The sequence below is a fragment of the Thermococcus sp. 21S7 genome, from assembly GCF_012027615.1.
Taxonomy (GTDB): Archaea; Methanobacteriota_B; Thermococci; order Thermococcales; family Thermococcaceae; genus Thermococcus.
The window spans coordinates 313853-328381 of sequence record NZ_SNUT01000001.1 but is presented as its reverse complement, the minus strand read 5'-3'; the positions used below and the strand labels follow the sequence as shown (position 1 = coordinate 328381).

Here is a 14529-nt window from a genome sequence, read left to right as displayed (position 1 = left end):
TATGAGGAGGCTTGTTCTCGCACTCGACGTCTACGAACGTGACAGGGCCCTTGAGATAGCCGAGTGCACCGCCGATTACCTGTGGGCGGTAAAGGTTAACTGGCCGCTGATAATAGGCTCGGGGCTGAACATCATCACCGAACTGAAGCAGGTTACTGGGTTGCCGATAATAGCCGACCTCAAGCTGGCGGACATACCAAACACCAACAGGCTGATAGCGGGCAAGGTTTTCGAGGCCGGGGCGGACTACATCATAGCCCACGGCTTCGTCGGGAGCGACAGCGTTGAGGCAGTGATGGAGCTTGGAAGGACCATACTCGTCGTCGAGATGAGTCATCCTGGGGCGAGGGAGTTCATCCAGCCGGTCACGGACAAACTCATCGAGATGGCCAACGGGCTTGAGCCCTTTGGGGTCATAGCCCCCGCCACTAGGCCCGAGAGGGTTTCCTACATACGCTCGAAGCTGAAACCGGGAATCAGAATCCTTACCCCGGGCGTTGGTGCCCAGGGCGGCAGGGCGGGTGAGGTTTTAAAGGCCGGCGCCGACTACGTCATAGTGGGGCGCTCGATATACGCGAGCGAGAACCCGAGGGCAGCCGCGAGGAAGCTTCACGAGGAGATGACGGGGGTGTAGGGATGGAGCTGAAGGTCAAGCATCCACTCAGCAAGAAGGAAATCAAGGAGATAATCCGCGAGATGGGCGGAATCTTCGGTGAGGAGATAGCGGGGAAGATGCTCAACAAAAAGGACAGGGTCGAGGTTGCGGAGTTCGACAGGACGACGGAGATACTCCTCGTTAACGGGAAGCCGTTCTTCATAAGGAGGAAGGGACTTATATTTCCCCTCGTCATAGCGCTCTATGAGCTGTCGAACGAGGAGGACCTGAGGAAGTGGCCCAGGCGCGTCGTGGTCGATGCGGGCGCGGTGCCGTTCATAATCAAGGGCGCCGACGTCATGGCGGCCGGGATAACCGATGCGGACGAGGGCATAATGGAAGGCGACTTCGTTTTCGTGGTTGAGGAGGACTACGGAAGGCCCCTCGCCATAGGCATCGCCCTGATGGATGGAAAAGCAATGAAAGAAAAGCCCAAGGGCAAGGCGGTGAAGAACATCCACCACGCCAAGGATAGAATCTGGGAGCTGACGGTGGGCTGAGATGAACGGAACCGGGGAGGGAAGGCGGAAAATCCGCGTCCTAGTCGGCGGGGTTTTTGACATCCTTCACGTCGGCCACATCCACTTTCTCAGCCAGGCCAGGGCCCTGGGGGACGAACTGATAGTGATAGTCGCCCACGACGAGACTGTCAGGAGGCAGAAGCGCAGGGAGCCCGTGAACACGGCGGAGGACAGGGCGGAACTTCTGAGGGCCCTGAGGATGGTGGACGAGGTCTACATCGGCTCACCCGGGGGAATAGACTACGGGCTGGTGAAGCGCATAAACCCCGACATCGTTGCGATAGGCCCCGACCAGGACTTCAGCTGCGAGCGCCTCAAGGAGGAGCTTCGGCGGCGTGGCATAAACGCTGACGTGATACGAATCCCCTACCTCTACAAGAGCGACAGGGCGAAGACCAGCAAGATAATCCGGAGGATAATAGAGACGTACTGCGATTGATTTAACCGCTGATTTTACGTCATCGCGGGAGTTGGGGCTGATTTTAGCTTATGATTCAAACGGTGAGTTGAGCGTCTGGATTAACATCAGAGCTTGAATCTCCCCATGTACTCCCGCAGGAACTCCGGGTCTTCCCTTTTCACCGCACTCATCAGCTCGTCGAACTTCTTCTCACCGAGGGCGAGCTTCAGGTAGTAGTAGAGGTTGACCGCGTCCTCAACGATGGTGCTCTGTCTTCTGCCTTCCTCGCCGTAGAGTTCGATGAGTTTTTTGTTCATATCGAGGCTTATGTAAAGGGTCTTCTGCTTTTTCTCCTTCTTCATGTCCTTGGACTTGGCCTTCCTGTCCTTTTTGGGCCTGGACGGTCGGGTGAGCTCGTTAACGGAGCCGTCAAAAAGCTTGGGAATTTTATCCTTCGACAATTTCGACCACCTCTCTCGCGAGTTTTAGAAGGGCCTTGGAGGCTCTACCATCTCCGTCGAATTCAAATATGCTCATTCCCTGGCTCTGGGCCTTCTCAAGGGCTATCGCCTTCGGAATCGTCGTCAGTATCGGGGCGTCCGGATAGGTCGCCCTGAGCTCCCTGAGGCGCATCTTCGGAACCTTCGTCTGGCGGGTGAACTTGTTGGGAACCAGCCCGAGTAGCTTCAGGTTCTCGTTGGTCTCCTCGCGGATCATGCGCATGAGGTTGAACATGAGCTGCATGCCTATGACGCCGAAGTAGCTGAGTTCGAGCGGAATGAGGACGTAGTCAGAAGCGGTGAGCGAGTTGACGAGGAAGATTCCCATGCTGGGCGGGTTGTCTATGAGAACGTAGTCGTAATCGGGCAATATGGGTGTCAAGGCCTTCTCCAGGCGCCTCTCGCGGTTGTATGCGTTGATAATCTCTATCTCCCTGGCGGAGAGGTTCAGATGACTTGGAATAAGATGGAGGTTCCTCCTCACCTCGACGATGGTGTCCTCCACCTCGCTCTCCCTGGTCATCAGCGTCCCCACGTTGCTTTCCCCGTACTGGAGGACATCCATGCCTATAAGTCCAAAGGTGAGGTTGAACTGCGGGTCTATGTCAACGAGAAGAACCCTCTTGCCCATGGCGGCGAGCGCATGGCCGAGGTTCATGGTCAGAGTGGTCTTCCCAACCCCGCCCTTCTGATTGGCTATGCTGATCACGACGGCCACTGGAATCACCTGCCAAAGGTAGAGAAAGGGTCAGGTGATGTCGATGAAGTCCTCAAGAACCCTCTTGGCATAGGTTGGGAGTTCTTTCTCGGCCTTCCTGGGCTTGGAGATTGTGTTGAATATTCTGTCAAAGCCGTTGTCTTCGGACTTGAATGGCTTGATAGGTTCTGGTGTTATGATGTTCTCCTTGAAGGATGAACCAACGCGGAGGGCGTGCTCCCCGCCCAGGATGTGCGGGCTTTTAACGCCGGTCATGATGACCATCGCACGGACGACTTTACCCATGTCATCGTCTATCCTGGCTCCCCACTTGATTTCACTCTTCTCGCCTAGCTTCTCGTAAACGATGTTCATGGCGTCGTTTATCTCGCCGAGGCTTACGTCCGGTCCGACGGTGAAGTGAACCAGCGCCCTGTCGCCGCTGCCGTACTCAACCTCAAGCATCTTGTTCTCAAGGGCGTTCTTGACGGCATCGACCGCCCTGTTGCTGGAGTCACTCTCGCCGATCCCTATCAGGGCCGCACCCCCGTTGTGCATGACGCTGTAAACGTCGGCGAAGTCGATGTTAACCATGGACGGGAGCTTTATGGTCTCTGTGATACCCTTGACCATCCTGGCTATTATCTCGTCGGCGAAGCGGAAGGCCGCGTTTATTGGGAGCTTCGGAACGAGCTTGAGGAGCTTGTCGTTCTCGATGATGATGACAGTGTCCGAGTAGTACATGAGGGCCTTTATTCCGGCCTTGGCCTTCTCAAGCCGTATCTTGCCCTCGTTCTTGAACGGGTACGTTACAACACTGACGACGAGTGGCTCCCTAAAGCGGCCGTTGTGCCTGGCACGCTCCTTTACAACCTTGGCGACAACAGGGGCAGCGCCCGTACCGGTGCCGTTGCCCATACCGGCGGTTATGAACACGAGATCAGCGTCACCGATGGTTTCGGCAATCTCGTGGGCGCTCGCCTCGGCGGCCCGATAACCCACCTCCGGGTTGCCTCCTGATCCCTTTCCGTGAGTTATCTCCTTTCCGAGGAGAAGCTTTCTGTGGGCTTTTGTCCTGGCAAGGTGCTGGGCGTCGGTGTTCATGGCTATGAGCTCCGCGCCCTGGACGCCAAGCTCGTAGAGTCTGGTTATCGTGTTGTTTCCGGAACCACCAACGCCAACGATAACAATCTTTATAAGATCTTCGAGGTTCTCATCGGAGAAATCTCCAAACTCTGCCTTTTTGGGCTTGTCATCTAAGTCGAGCTTTATTCCGGCTTGTTCCAGGAGTTTAAATACCATCGCCCCAACCCCCTCAATCATCTGACTCTTACAGCATGATTTGACGGCTGATTTTAGCGGCTTATTTCACTTCATAATGTAGTCAGGCATTGAGCGCTCCTCAACCTCAAGTTGGTACAGTTCCTTCTTCAAAAGCTCGCGAATAGCTTCCCTGATGATTTCGCTCCTGTTGGGATAAACGCCCTTTCTAACCAGCTGGTCCATGGCGTTAATCAGGCCCTGGGGGAGCTGTACGCTGATGATACGCATTTTGCCCATCCCTGCACCACCCAGTTCAGTAAGCCGCTGAAATAACTAGTGATTTAATTAGTTAAATACTTTGCGGATGGATGATAATATTGTGATATTATCAATCTCAAAAAATTTTTGAAAAAATTCAAAAAGACAAAAAATATTTTAAATCAGCGGGGATTGGGGATGAGAAAGGGTTTTAACACCGAGTATTTCATCAGATTCTGGGGAATTCGATGAGGGGAATAACCGAAAAGCTTCACATCACGAGGGTGTACGTGGAGAACGCCGGAAAGATTATCCCAAAGCTTGGGGGGGACGTTCAGATAGTCAGCGCCGAGTGCTGGGAGGCCGTGGCGTTCGCGGCTCTGCTGGCGCTCAGGTCGTTTGAGAGAGGAACGAACCACGCGAGAACCCTTGGGGGGGAGCTGCTGATCCGCCTGGCCGGAACGCTTCAGATAAAAGACGCCATAGCCCAAAACGGCATAAAAGATGGTGAGAACTATCTGGTGGTCTTTGGAACGCGGGAGAGAGCGTTGGAGGTTCTGCGCGACTTTGGACTGAACGAGCTCCCGCTCACCGGCTGCGACCGGGAAAAAGTGAAAACTTTTTTTGAAAAAGCTGCACTCGCTGAAGTTTTATAGACAGCAGGTACCCAATTCTGTACCCCTAGGAGGATAGGTTTATAAAATCCCTCCCTCATTTTCGAAGTGCCTGAGGTGATGCTCATGAAGTATAAAAAGCGCAAGTATTTCCTTGCTGGCAGAATAAACCTCATCCAGCGCTCGAAAATCAGGGAGCTTTTTGAGAAGGCTAAGAAGATGGAGGACGTTATTTCCCTCGGCATAGGCGAACCCGACTTCGATACCCCCAACGTCATCAAGGAGGCCGCCAAGAGGGCCATAGATGAGGGTTACACTCACTACACGCCCAACGCGGGTATTCCTGAGTTCCGTGAGGCCATAGCGGAGTACTACAAGACCCACTACAAGGTTGACGTCTCTCCAAATGATATAATAGTGACCGCCGGCGCCTACGAGGCAACCTATCTGGCCTTCCAAACCCTCCTTGAAGGGGACGATGACGTTATAATCCCCGACCCGGCCTTCGTGTGCTACGTCGAGGATGCGAAGATAGCCGAGGCGGGCATAATCAGGATACCCCTCCGGGAGGAGAACGAGTTTCAGATTGACCCGGATGAGCTCGTTGAGGCGATAACCAAGCGCACCAGGATGCTGGTTCTCAACTATCCCAACAACCCCACGGGCGCGATTCTCAAGAAGAAGACGGTTAAAGCGATTGCAGACATAGCCGAGGACTACAACCTCTACATCCTGAGTGACGAGCCATACGAGCACTTCCTTTACGAGGGGGCGAAGCACTACCCGATGATAAAGTACGCCCCGGACAACACGATTCTGGCGAACAGCTTCTCCAAGACCTTCGCCATGACCGGCTGGCGTCTCGGCTTTACCATAGCCCCAACACAGGTCATACGGGACATGATAAAGCTGCACGCCTACGTCATCGGCAACGTCACCTCTTTCATTCAGATAGCGGGAATCACCGCCCTCCGCGACAAGCGCAGCTGGGAGGCCGTCAGCGCCATGCGCGAGACCTACTCGGAGAGGAGGAAGCTCGTGCTCAAACACCTCCACAGGATGCCGTACATCACCCCGTTCAAGCCGAAGGGAGCGTTCTACATCTGGGCAAAGATAGACCCGAGCCTGGACATGAGCAGCGAAGACTTCGCCGACTGGCTCCTTGAGAACGCGCGCGTCGTCGTCATTCCTGGAACGGCCTTTGGAAAGGCCGGTGAGGGCTGGATAAGGATAAGCTACGCGACCAAGAAGAGCCAGCTCGTCGAGGCCATGGAAAGAATGAACGAGGCACTTTCAAAGCTCTAGCGGGGGAAGGGGATGGACGGCGTTCTGGCCATCTTTTTCGCCATTTTTCTAGCCGAGCTTGGGGATAAGACCCAGCTCGCAACCATGGCGTTTGCCGCCAAGTACGGCTGGAAAACCGCATTCCTTGGAGCCATCCTGGGCCTAGCGGCTGTTAACCTCATCGGTGCGCTCCTTGGTGACGAACTCGGCCACCTACTGCCGATGGAAATGATCCACAGGGGTGCGGGCGTTCTCTTCATAGTCTTCGGTGTTCTTATGCTGATGGGAAAACTGTGAGGTGATTGCAATGGACAAAAGATGGTCAACGGTATTGATTAACACACTCCTTGTGGCCTCGGGCTTTGGAACAATGCACATGCTGGAGAAGTTTAAGGACGTTGTCCTGGCGCACTACGGCATTACGGAAGCAATGATGGGCTACCAGCAGACGGCCTACGTCGTTGGTCTCTTCGTGGCGTTCCTCCTCGGTGGAACGAGCCTGTTCAAGGGTTCCTTCAAGAGGAGTGTCGCATTGATAGTCAGCTTTGCAGCCGTACCACAGTTCCTGATCCCCTTCATGCCGAGCTGGTGGGGAGTTGTTGCGCTCCGCTTCTTCCAGGGTTTCATAGTCGCACTCATAGCTGTCTTCAGCAACCAGATCGGAAGGCTCTTCGTTGCGGAGAGACCCTTCGCCAAGGGCATAATACTCTCGGGCATATTCTGGGGTGGAATCTACGGCATAAACCTCGCCAAGTGGGCCTCCCACAGCTACTCCGACTGGGGGGCCGTCAGGGTCGCGTTCCTCGTCTCGGCTGTTGTTATGTACGCGATGCTCGCCCTCTGGTGGTTCCTCATTGAGGACTTCGAGATTCCAAAGGAGAAGCACTCCTCAGGCTCAAACGTCTGGAAGATGCCCTTTACCTGGGTCTTCGGCTTTACGTTCTTCCCAGCGCTCTGGATAATCTTTACCCTCGGCTCCTTTACGCTCCACAACGTCAAATTCAGCGACGCACAGGTTGCGAACCTTGTTATGACGCTTGAGGTTTCAATGGCACTCTGGTCCATAATAATGGGCTACCTGGGCTATCGCCTTTCCGTTAGGAACACCAGCAACCGCGGTCTCTTCAAGGCCATAGTGAGCGTCATGACTCTCTCCTACGTGGTTACCTTCGCGGGAATCTTCATCGTCTGGAAGGCAATCTCTGCGAACGATTACACCCTCGCCCTGCTCGGCATCGCGATTACGGGAATAGTCCAGGGAACCGGACCTGCCTTCTGGACGACGGCACCGGCAACGTACCCGAAGAAGGTGTTCCCTGAGGCCAGCTTCGCCCTCGGCCTCATCTCCAACTCCGCCAACGCAGTGGCCCCCAACGTAATGTTCGTCCTCGTCCACGGCGTGACTACGGGGATGCTGATATACCTCAGCATGGCAATCCTTGGAGTCCTTCTGCTACTTGCCTCTGCGAGGATGAAGCTTCCCGTGGAGGAGCTCGGCGATGCAGCCTAAGCCCCTCGTCGTCTCTTTCTTTATCCTCCTTGCGATTTTCTTCTACGGCATAGCCGCAATAAGTTTCGGGGAAAGGTACACGTTTTTCGGCTATATCATCATCGGGAGCGTGCACCTGCTCTTCGCCTACGGAATCTGGGTGGGACACGAGACAATCGTGGACCTCTCGGCGTACATAGCCCTCCTGGACCTGCTCTTCGGACTCCTCTGGGTGATGGTGGGACTGTCCCTTCCGGCGGCAACGCTGACCCTCCTCTCGGCGCTGATCCTCTTCGTCCTGATGGACGAAGACGTAAGAATTGAGCTCAAAATGCCATAGGCAACCTTTTGCCCAGCAAAGTTTCCTAACGTGGGGTGTAGCCCTACTCCGGGGGTTTGGGAGTACAGAGCAAGCTTTGAGTAAAGCTTGGCCAAAAGTTGGTAGCTCATCACATAGAACGCTCCTGTAACAGATTTTATTCCCCAAGTGCCCATTTTCAAGCGAGAACACTTCGAAGAAACCATTGAACATGGTTTACTCTTCTCTGACGCCCTCCGGGCGTCGATTTTCAAAGTTAAACCCTCACCAGGGGAGCAATTGAAAAGTTCTCACAATTAAACTTGTCCAGTAACGAAGAAAATCACTCGAAAATTAGCCTTTCAAAAGGAGCTACCAACTTTTGATGAAACTTTGCATAAGAAAATTTCTGGGGGCGTGGGGGCGTTAGCCCCCCAGCAAGCTTTGCTTGCGCAAAGCTTGACCAAAATGCTTTAACTGTCCAAAAGGGCAAAAGGAAAGTTGCATGCGTTATCAAACAGTCAATGGATTCAGGGTTTACGCTCATGATGGCGTGTGGAGGAAAGTGTTTAGTTTTAAACAGCGCCCGAAGGGCGCTAACGGGAGGAAAACACATTCAAAACTGGCAGGTTTGGAAGTAAACCCTCCTGAGAACAAGCCATTCAAGAGGCATGCCGGCTTTGATGAAACTTTGCCCAGCAAAGTTTCTTAACGTGGGGCGAAGCCCCACTCCGGGGGTTTGAGAGTACAGAGAGATAAGGAGGCGGAGCCCCCTTGTCTTCCGTTATGGTGCGGTGGCCGGGATTTGAACCCGGGTCACCGGCTTGGAAGGCGGAAGATTTCGCAGGATTGTGGGTCTCGCTTGAAGAGCAGTTCTTAGAATGGCTCTCAGGGCGAGTAAAGGCTGGAGAACTTTCAGAAGAAACGGCCGCAGAATACACCAGAGCTCTGAAGAAGTTCTTTGACAAATACAGCCCACATTCGGTCGAGGAACTTGAGAAGGCCCTCACCAAAGAAAATTACAAACGCCACCTCTGCAAGGCCCTCAGGAAATTTGTGACGTTCCTGAAGAGCAGGAAAATCATCGACCCAATCCGTGCCGAGGAGCTGAAAGAGTCAATACCGATCAAGCCCACGAAGGAGAGCGAGGTCAGGATTTCAACCGAAGAGCTGCTTGAGGCTTGGGAGTATCATAAGAAGCATTCTGACGAAGTTACTAAGCTTTTCTTCAAGATTCTCGTGTTCAGCGGAGCAAGATTGAGGACAGTCCACAAGATGCTGACGCAGTTTGAGCCGGAACGCCTGATAATCCTACCCGATTATCCCAACGTGGCAAAATATGCCCTCATGGAAAGGCACGGCAACAAGGCAGCGCTCTTCATCTACATGCCAGTAGAGCTCGTTGAAGAGATACGGCCAGTGAAGATAAAGGAAGCGACGATCAGAAAACGCTTGAAGTACGGCAGAGTGAATTCTTCGACTATCAGGAAGTGGCACGCAACGTTTCTCTCCAGAAAGGGCATCAAGGACCATGTGATAAACTACATCCAGAGCCGTGTCAAGCGCTCTGTTCTTGAAAGGCATTACTTGGAGCTTGAAGGTGAGGCCGACGAGGCGTATTCCCGCGTTGTGGAGGAGCTGAAAAAGGTGCTGGAGGGGGGAGAATGAAGAAATTCCTCGCTCTTGTTGTGATAGGTGTTGTGTTGGCTGCAGGATGCTTAGATACGAATACAAAAACTCACACATACAAGTTTGAACTTCCTCATGCAGAGGAGGTTATCATTGTCGATGACTTCAAGTTCCAGCAAGAGCCAACATTGCAATTGGTTGTGGATTTCAAGACATTCCAGGAACACGCAAAGGGAAAAGTATACGTCACGTCAGACGTCGTGAACATTGGTGGTTTCATATCCCCCAAACTGCGCCCGGAGATCACGTTTTACACAATCTCAAATGATGGAACTTTGTGGATTTCAAGAGTTATTCTTTCTGAGATCCCACGTATCGAGAGCATTCACGTGAATGGAACGACCGTCATCGTGGAGGGATCGTGATGAGTGGGATTGATTGGGAGTGGCGCCCGTATGCCCTTGTCATCCGCATTGAGTTGCCCTCGAAGAATAGGATCCACAACCACCAGCCACAGTGGGAGCGCTCTAAAAAGCAGTTCCGGGCGGTTGACCCGCTCGGCAAGCCAATGCCGCGGGAGCTTGTGAAGCCTCCTAAATTCGCGCCCCTCTGGCGCACGTATCATCCGATTCCGAAGAGGTGGTGAAAGCATGAAGCCCGTGATGGTTGACGGCCAGCCCCTTGAGGGGGTGGAGAAGAAGAGGAGGTTCCGTATTTACCACGGGCGCCGCTGGCACGAGTCAGACGATGAAGTGCCCCTCAAGGCCCTGAAGTTTCAGGCGATTCTCTACGAGGTCATCCTGGCAATAATGGCCGCAACTTCATTGTACTTGTTCAAGATGATTAACAAGCTTTCTCTTCCGGACGATGCGCGGGTGCCCTATCTAGCGTTGATTTTAGTGACGTTAGGACTTTCATCTACACTCACGCGCCGCCCGCTGATTATTGTGCCCGAACAAAAGGAGGGGGGTGAGGTGAAGTGGAAAACACAAAGAAGTTGATATTAATGAGGTACTTTCAAGAACCTAAGCGGCATGCGGAAACGTACATACGCGAGAATGAAGTGCTGTCAAAGATCATCACACGCATGATGGAGAAATACGAGTTGAACTCAAAGCAAAAAGTGTACGAGCTAGCTGTTCTAAGCATGGCACTTGACATAGAGCCTGAAAAACTCGCTCCACTTCTTGCAAACAGAACAAAAAGCTCTTCCAGAAAGGCACTGCTCCACTTATACGAGTCTCTTCTCCACCTCGAAGCCGAGGAGTGAGCAGCCGGCCAGGGCACTTTTCTTTTGCTATCTTTTCAGCGAGATTTTTGCTCCTATTTAATGAGTATATTATGTCATCTGCTTATCCATTGATAGCTATCCATAAGAGCCGCTAATGATAGCACAAAGCCCGTTAAAAGCCCGACAAAGTTATTTAAGCCCTTTACGAACTTTTTATTTTAGAACACGGTGGGGTGTTGCCGTGTGGCGTTGGAAGTTCTGGAGAAGGAGAAGTGGAAGATGAAGGCCGCCTGGAGGAGCGGCTTTGTGAAAGGGCAGGAGGTAGGGAAGGGGCTTAGGGCGTTTCTGAGGAGGTCAGAGCGCCATACCAAACAGAGAACTCGCGAAAAGAGGGCACATGGTAGAGCCGGCAAGAGGCGCGGTTCTCTCGACCCGCGCGTTGGCCTCGGCCTCGCGGCAGTGTTCATTACAGCCTTCATATCCATCATGGTCGTGGCGATGATACAGCCGACCGTCGACCAGAGCATTCCTGCAAACAACACGCTGAGGCCTGCTTACGACACCTTCACGAGCTACGTCGGCAAGAGCTTCAGCATGTGGGGCCTGGCAATCTTCGTCAGCGTTCTCGGACTCGTCGTCGGCGCAATCTACGCCTTCTGGCGTGGCTGAAAGCCACCCTTTCTCTCTTTTCCATTGCCGCTCGGAGGGAAAAAACATGCTGGTGAGCCTCTACATGTTCATAGTTGCCGTCGCGACGATACTATTCGTCCTTGGAGTCATGTATGGGAACCTTATTTTCCTCACGACCTCGTCGGCCCTCTTCATCATCGCGGGATTTTACAGTTTCAATCTCACGTTCATCACGGCTAATGGGGATGTAATCAGCCTGGAGGGGGCGTATCCGCTCGCTTTTGTGTGGTGGGGCTTTGCGGTGATTCAAATCACCGCGATAATCTACTACGGGCTGAAAGGAGGGATGAGAAATGCAGGATGATTTTTCACAGAATCCCAACTCACTCAGTTTTCTCGACGAGTTTTCCACAGAGATCAAAGCTACTCCAGTGAATGAAAGCCATGATGTCCTGATTTCGGCGATAAAAGACAATGAGCGGTACTTCCCCGAAAGGCTTGCCGAGTATCCAGTCTTCCGCAACCCTGGCCTCGCGTTTGCCAACCTGACCGAGCGGGAAATCTCTACAGTCAATGCAACCCTTGCAAAGCTCGAAATTCTCAGACTCTCAAAAATTCCGCGCTGGAGGGAAGACGAGCTCAGAAGAACAATCTCAGAGTTTGAACAGATGAAAGTGTACGTTACTGCCCACCTTAGCCTTTCTCGCAGAGGTTACCTGCTCGATAAGGTAACTCAGATTAGCAAGATAATCAGCTACCAGGCCAACGTGCCGACTCAGAGAAGGAAGCGATTCTCGCTGTTTGGAGGTGGCGTCTGATGCAGCCTGTGTTGATTAATCCAATGGTTGTCGTCGCTCTGATTGTGCTGACGACAATCTTTGCCTTCTTGGCATTACTTGGCTTGGGCCTTGGCGGAACAGTCATCAAAGGCAGGCTTCCAGGAGAAGGAGCGTTCTATATGCTCTATGGAGCAGTTACAAAGTTTGGCTACACGAGGGATGTGATTGGAAACACTCTCCAGCTCAAACTCGGAAAGTCAAAACTGAAGTTCATCGTCAATCCTGATCACAGAACGTACCTGTGGGGCAAGCCCCTTTACATTCTCTCTGTTGAGTACGGGTCGAGCATTCATCCGAGCATGTGGGCGATTCTCACGGCACTCAAGGAGATGGGCAAGGACGACATGGTGAAAGAGTACTTGGAGCTGAACTATACATACACTCAACTCCTCGAAGCTCTACAGAGGACAACTGACGAGAAGCAGGCAGAGGAGCTAGAGCAGACGTTAAAGGCTGTTGAGAGGGAGGTAAAGGCGAAGGAACAGGAGCTAAGGGCGTTCGTAGATAAAAACGCTCAAGTCGTTGAGGTGAAGCAGAATCTTGAGGTTGAAGAACTCGCGAGCGACAAACAGACTCTTGTGGTCAGACAGCTCGACCCTGCCCTGATCGGCGAGTACGCGAACGGTGTCAGTGCTCCAAAGCTAAGCGCAAACATGGAGCTCTACGCTATGCACATGAGTTCAATCTTCAAGAGCGACGTCGTCAAATTCGCCTTCGCGGCAATGCTTCTCCTGATTGGGATAGGGGTTCTGTATATGCTCCTGCACGGCCAGAGTCAGCCGCAGGTGAACGTCCAGGTATCTCCAGAGCTACTGAAGGAGCTGGCGAACAAGACAGTCGAGAACGCCACTCGGGTGGTGAAGATATGAAGCTCGACGTTTTCATGGAGTACGAGGCTCAAGCTCTGAAAACCGACATGGCGAGGCCCCACGATGCCTTCCGCCTTTATGTCACATTTTCTCTCCTAGAACTGAACAGCCTCCTCGCTCAATTCCGTTCGAGGTTCCTCAGCGGCAATTTCAGCATGAACATGTTTAACGAGCTCTACACCGCGACTGATGAAGCGTTCACACTCTTTGAACCAAAAATCTCGCCGGACGAGCTGGATGAACGAGAAAAGAAAGCATTTGAAGCGTTTAGAAGGATGAAAACCCTCGAACTCGACCCGAAAAAACTCCCTCTTGACGTGAGGGCCAACATTCTCATAACCGTAGCGGAGGCTCTCGTAAAGTTCGCAGTCAAGCATGGGCTTCTCGACATCATGCAGCTGAGCATTCCACAAACCCTGACGGCAGAGGAGGGATGAACATGAACAAGTTCTTCGAGATGGTCGGGCGGGCGTTTGACGAGGCCATGAAGAACCACGAGGACCTTGTGATTCTCATTGACGGAAGAGAGAGGACTGGAAAATCGGCCCTTGCGAGAAGCCTTGCATACTATCTCCGCGACAACCACGGAGCCCGCTTTGACCTCTCGAAGAACGTTTACTTTACAGTTGCTGACGTGGCGATGATGTTCAAAGCTCTTAGAAGTCAGAAACAGACACCAGCTGGAACAATTCACATTATAGACGAGGCTCAGAACGTTCTCCACCACAGACGCTCGATGTCAACGTTCAACATCCTCTTTGACGAGGCAATCAAGTCAATCGGCGCGCTGAGACAGGTTTTCATCTTCTGCACTCCAGCATTTTGGGAGCTGGATATACTCCACCGCCGCACCGACATACTCGTCCATGTCTACCGCCGTGGCTACGCTGGCGCGTGGGTACCACCAAGGCTCTGGCAGCTGTTCTCTGCAACGATGACGCTGAAGAGAAAGACGAAGATAGTCAGTTTCTCGCAGATAATCTCGCAAACCGGCATAGTGCCCACGATGAACTTTCACTTCTCGCCACCAGGCGATGAGGCGGACTATAACAGGCTGAAGAACAGGCACATCCGCGAGTTTGCGAGTCAGATTGGAGATAAAATCATCGAGAAGCTCGGAATCGCGGCGGCATGGGAGCAACTGAACGAACAGGTCGCCGCCGCGGATATTGACGAGCTTATCAGGAGGGTGGTATGATGCCAGACGTCTATATCGATGGGGAGATTGACCCGCGAGTATATCAGAATCAAAACACTCAGCAGAGCAACCAGAATCAGCAGAACCAGGCACAAACTTCAAACTCCCAACCAACCTCAACGCCGCAGACGACCTCCAGCTCCTCTCGTTCTTC

The 14529-nt window shown here is 52.9% G+C and carries 23 protein-coding genes; 19 read left to right on the top strand and 4 right to left on the bottom strand.

Annotated features, from left to right (window positions below; genetic code table 11):
• The first annotated feature begins 1 nt into the window (after position 1).
• Genes pyrF through E3E51_RS01805 form a run of 3 tightly spaced genes read left to right on the top strand, consistent with a single transcriptional unit; the run spans position 2 to position 1615 of the window.
• The gene (gene pyrF, locus E3E51_RS01815; RefSeq protein WP_167911407.1) at positions 2–634 is read left to right on the top strand and encodes an orotidine-5'-phosphate decarboxylase; all 633 of its coding nucleotides are present in this window, start codon (positions 2–4) and stop codon (positions 632–634) included.
• 2 nt (positions 635–636) lie between these two features.
• Entirely contained in the window at positions 637–1155 is a 519-nt protein-coding gene (locus E3E51_RS01810; protein ID WP_167911406.1) for an RNA-binding protein, read from the top strand.
• 1 nt (position 1156) lies between these two features.
• The gene (locus tag E3E51_RS01805) at positions 1157–1615 is read left to right on the top strand and encodes an adenylyltransferase/cytidyltransferase family protein (protein WP_167911405.1); all 459 of its coding nucleotides are present in this window, start codon (positions 1157–1159) and stop codon (positions 1613–1615) included.
• A gap of 86 nt (positions 1616–1701) precedes the next feature.
• On the opposite strand, the gene E3E51_RS01800 is transcribed toward E3E51_RS01805, so the two are convergent.
• The 4 genes from E3E51_RS01800 to E3E51_RS01785 form a co-directional block, all read right to left on the bottom strand.
• A complete protein-coding gene (locus tag E3E51_RS01800; protein WP_167911404.1) occupies positions 1702–2037 on the bottom strand; it encodes a CopG family transcriptional regulator in 336 nt (111 codons plus the stop codon).
• Positions 2024–2794 carry a ParA family protein gene (locus tag E3E51_RS01795; RefSeq protein ID WP_167911403.1) on the bottom strand — a complete coding sequence of 257 codons (771 nt, stop codon included), beginning with the start codon at positions 2792–2794 and terminating at the stop codon, positions 2024–2026. Before E3E51_RS01795 ends, E3E51_RS01800 begins: the two co-directional genes overlap by 14 nt.
• Before the next feature lie 30 nt (positions 2795–2824).
• Positions 2825–4075: a cell division protein FtsZ gene (gene ftsZ, locus E3E51_RS01790; RefSeq protein WP_167911402.1), complete on the bottom strand. Its 1251-nt coding sequence runs from the start codon at positions 4073–4075 to the stop codon at positions 2825–2827.
• A gap of 66 nt (positions 4076–4141) precedes the next feature.
• Entirely contained in the window at positions 4142–4333 is a 192-nt protein-coding gene (locus E3E51_RS01785) for a ribbon-helix-helix domain-containing protein (RefSeq protein ID WP_167911401.1), read from the bottom strand.
• A 209-nt stretch (positions 4334–4542) separates the two neighbouring features.
• Between E3E51_RS01785 and cgi121 the strand changes: the two genes are divergently transcribed.
• The 16 genes from cgi121 (at position 4543) to E3E51_RS01705 (ending at position 14375) form a co-directional block, all read left to right on the top strand.
• Positions 4543–4950 (top strand): KEOPS complex subunit Cgi121, encoded by a 408-nt coding sequence (gene cgi121 / locus E3E51_RS01780; RefSeq protein ID WP_167911400.1) that lies wholly within the window; start codon positions 4543–4545, stop codon positions 4948–4950.
• 84 nt (positions 4951–5034) lie between these two features.
• Positions 5035–6213 carry a pyridoxal phosphate-dependent aminotransferase gene (locus E3E51_RS01775; protein ID WP_167911674.1) on the top strand — a complete coding sequence of 393 codons (1179 nt, stop codon included), beginning with the start codon at positions 5035–5037 and terminating at the stop codon, positions 6211–6213.
• 12 nt (positions 6214–6225) lie between these two features.
• Positions 6226–6489 (top strand): TMEM165/GDT1 family protein, encoded by a 264-nt coding sequence (locus E3E51_RS01770; RefSeq protein ID WP_167911399.1) that lies wholly within the window; start codon positions 6226–6228, stop codon positions 6487–6489.
• A 10-nt stretch (positions 6490–6499) separates the two neighbouring features.
• Positions 6500–7702 (top strand): MFS transporter, encoded by a 1203-nt coding sequence (locus E3E51_RS01765; RefSeq protein WP_167911398.1) that lies wholly within the window; start codon positions 6500–6502, stop codon positions 7700–7702.
• Positions 7692–8021 (top strand): hypothetical protein, encoded by a 330-nt coding sequence (locus tag E3E51_RS01760; RefSeq protein WP_167911397.1) that lies wholly within the window; start codon positions 7692–7694, stop codon positions 8019–8021. Before E3E51_RS01765 ends, E3E51_RS01760 begins: the two co-directional genes overlap by 11 nt.
• 732 nt (positions 8022–8753) lie before the next feature.
• Positions 8754–9647 (top strand): integrase, encoded by an 894-nt coding sequence (locus E3E51_RS01755; RefSeq protein WP_167911396.1) that lies wholly within the window; start codon positions 8754–8756, stop codon positions 9645–9647.
• Complete coding sequence (locus tag E3E51_RS01750) at positions 9644–10033, top strand: hypothetical protein (RefSeq protein WP_167911395.1); 390 nt, start codon at positions 9644–9646, stop codon at positions 10031–10033. The genes E3E51_RS01755 and E3E51_RS01750 overlap by 4 nt, the downstream gene beginning before the upstream one ends.
• The gene (locus E3E51_RS01745; protein ID WP_167911394.1) at positions 10033–10254 is read left to right on the top strand and encodes a hypothetical protein; all 222 of its coding nucleotides are present in this window, start codon (positions 10033–10035) and stop codon (positions 10252–10254) included. Before E3E51_RS01750 ends, E3E51_RS01745 begins: the two co-directional genes overlap by 1 nt.
• 4 nt (positions 10255–10258) lie before the next feature.
• Positions 10259–10609, top strand: a complete 351-nt coding sequence (locus E3E51_RS01740; protein WP_167911393.1) for a hypothetical protein — start codon at positions 10259–10261, stop codon at positions 10607–10609.
• A complete protein-coding gene (locus E3E51_RS01735) occupies positions 10588–10878 on the top strand; it encodes a hypothetical protein (protein WP_167911392.1) in 291 nt (96 codons plus the stop codon). Before E3E51_RS01740 ends, E3E51_RS01735 begins: the two co-directional genes overlap by 22 nt.
• Before the next feature lie 204 nt (positions 10879–11082).
• Positions 11083–11508, top strand: coding sequence for a hypothetical protein (locus E3E51_RS13045; RefSeq protein WP_206204441.1), 426 nt, complete (start codon positions 11083–11085; stop codon positions 11506–11508).
• Positions 11509–11554: 46 nt separating this feature from the next.
• Positions 11555–11833, top strand: coding sequence for a hypothetical protein (locus E3E51_RS01725; protein WP_206204440.1), 279 nt, complete (start codon positions 11555–11557; stop codon positions 11831–11833).
• On the top strand, positions 11823–12287 hold the full coding sequence (locus E3E51_RS01720; protein WP_167911391.1) for a hypothetical protein: 465 nt from the start codon (positions 11823–11825) through the stop codon (positions 12285–12287). Before E3E51_RS01725 ends, E3E51_RS01720 begins: the two co-directional genes overlap by 11 nt.
• Positions 12288–12295: 8 nt before the next feature.
• The gene (locus tag E3E51_RS01715; RefSeq protein WP_206204439.1) at positions 12296–13177 is read left to right on the top strand and encodes a hypothetical protein; all 882 of its coding nucleotides are present in this window, start codon (positions 12296–12298) and stop codon (positions 13175–13177) included.
• On the top strand, positions 13174–13614 hold the full coding sequence (locus E3E51_RS01710; protein ID WP_167911390.1) for a hypothetical protein: 441 nt from the start codon (positions 13174–13176) through the stop codon (positions 13612–13614). Before E3E51_RS01715 ends, E3E51_RS01710 begins: the two co-directional genes overlap by 4 nt.
• The gene (locus E3E51_RS01705; RefSeq protein WP_167911389.1) at positions 13611–14375 is read left to right on the top strand and encodes an ATP-binding protein; all 765 of its coding nucleotides are present in this window, start codon (positions 13611–13613) and stop codon (positions 14373–14375) included. Before E3E51_RS01710 ends, E3E51_RS01705 begins: the two co-directional genes overlap by 4 nt.
• Positions 14376–14529: the final 154 nt, after the last annotated feature.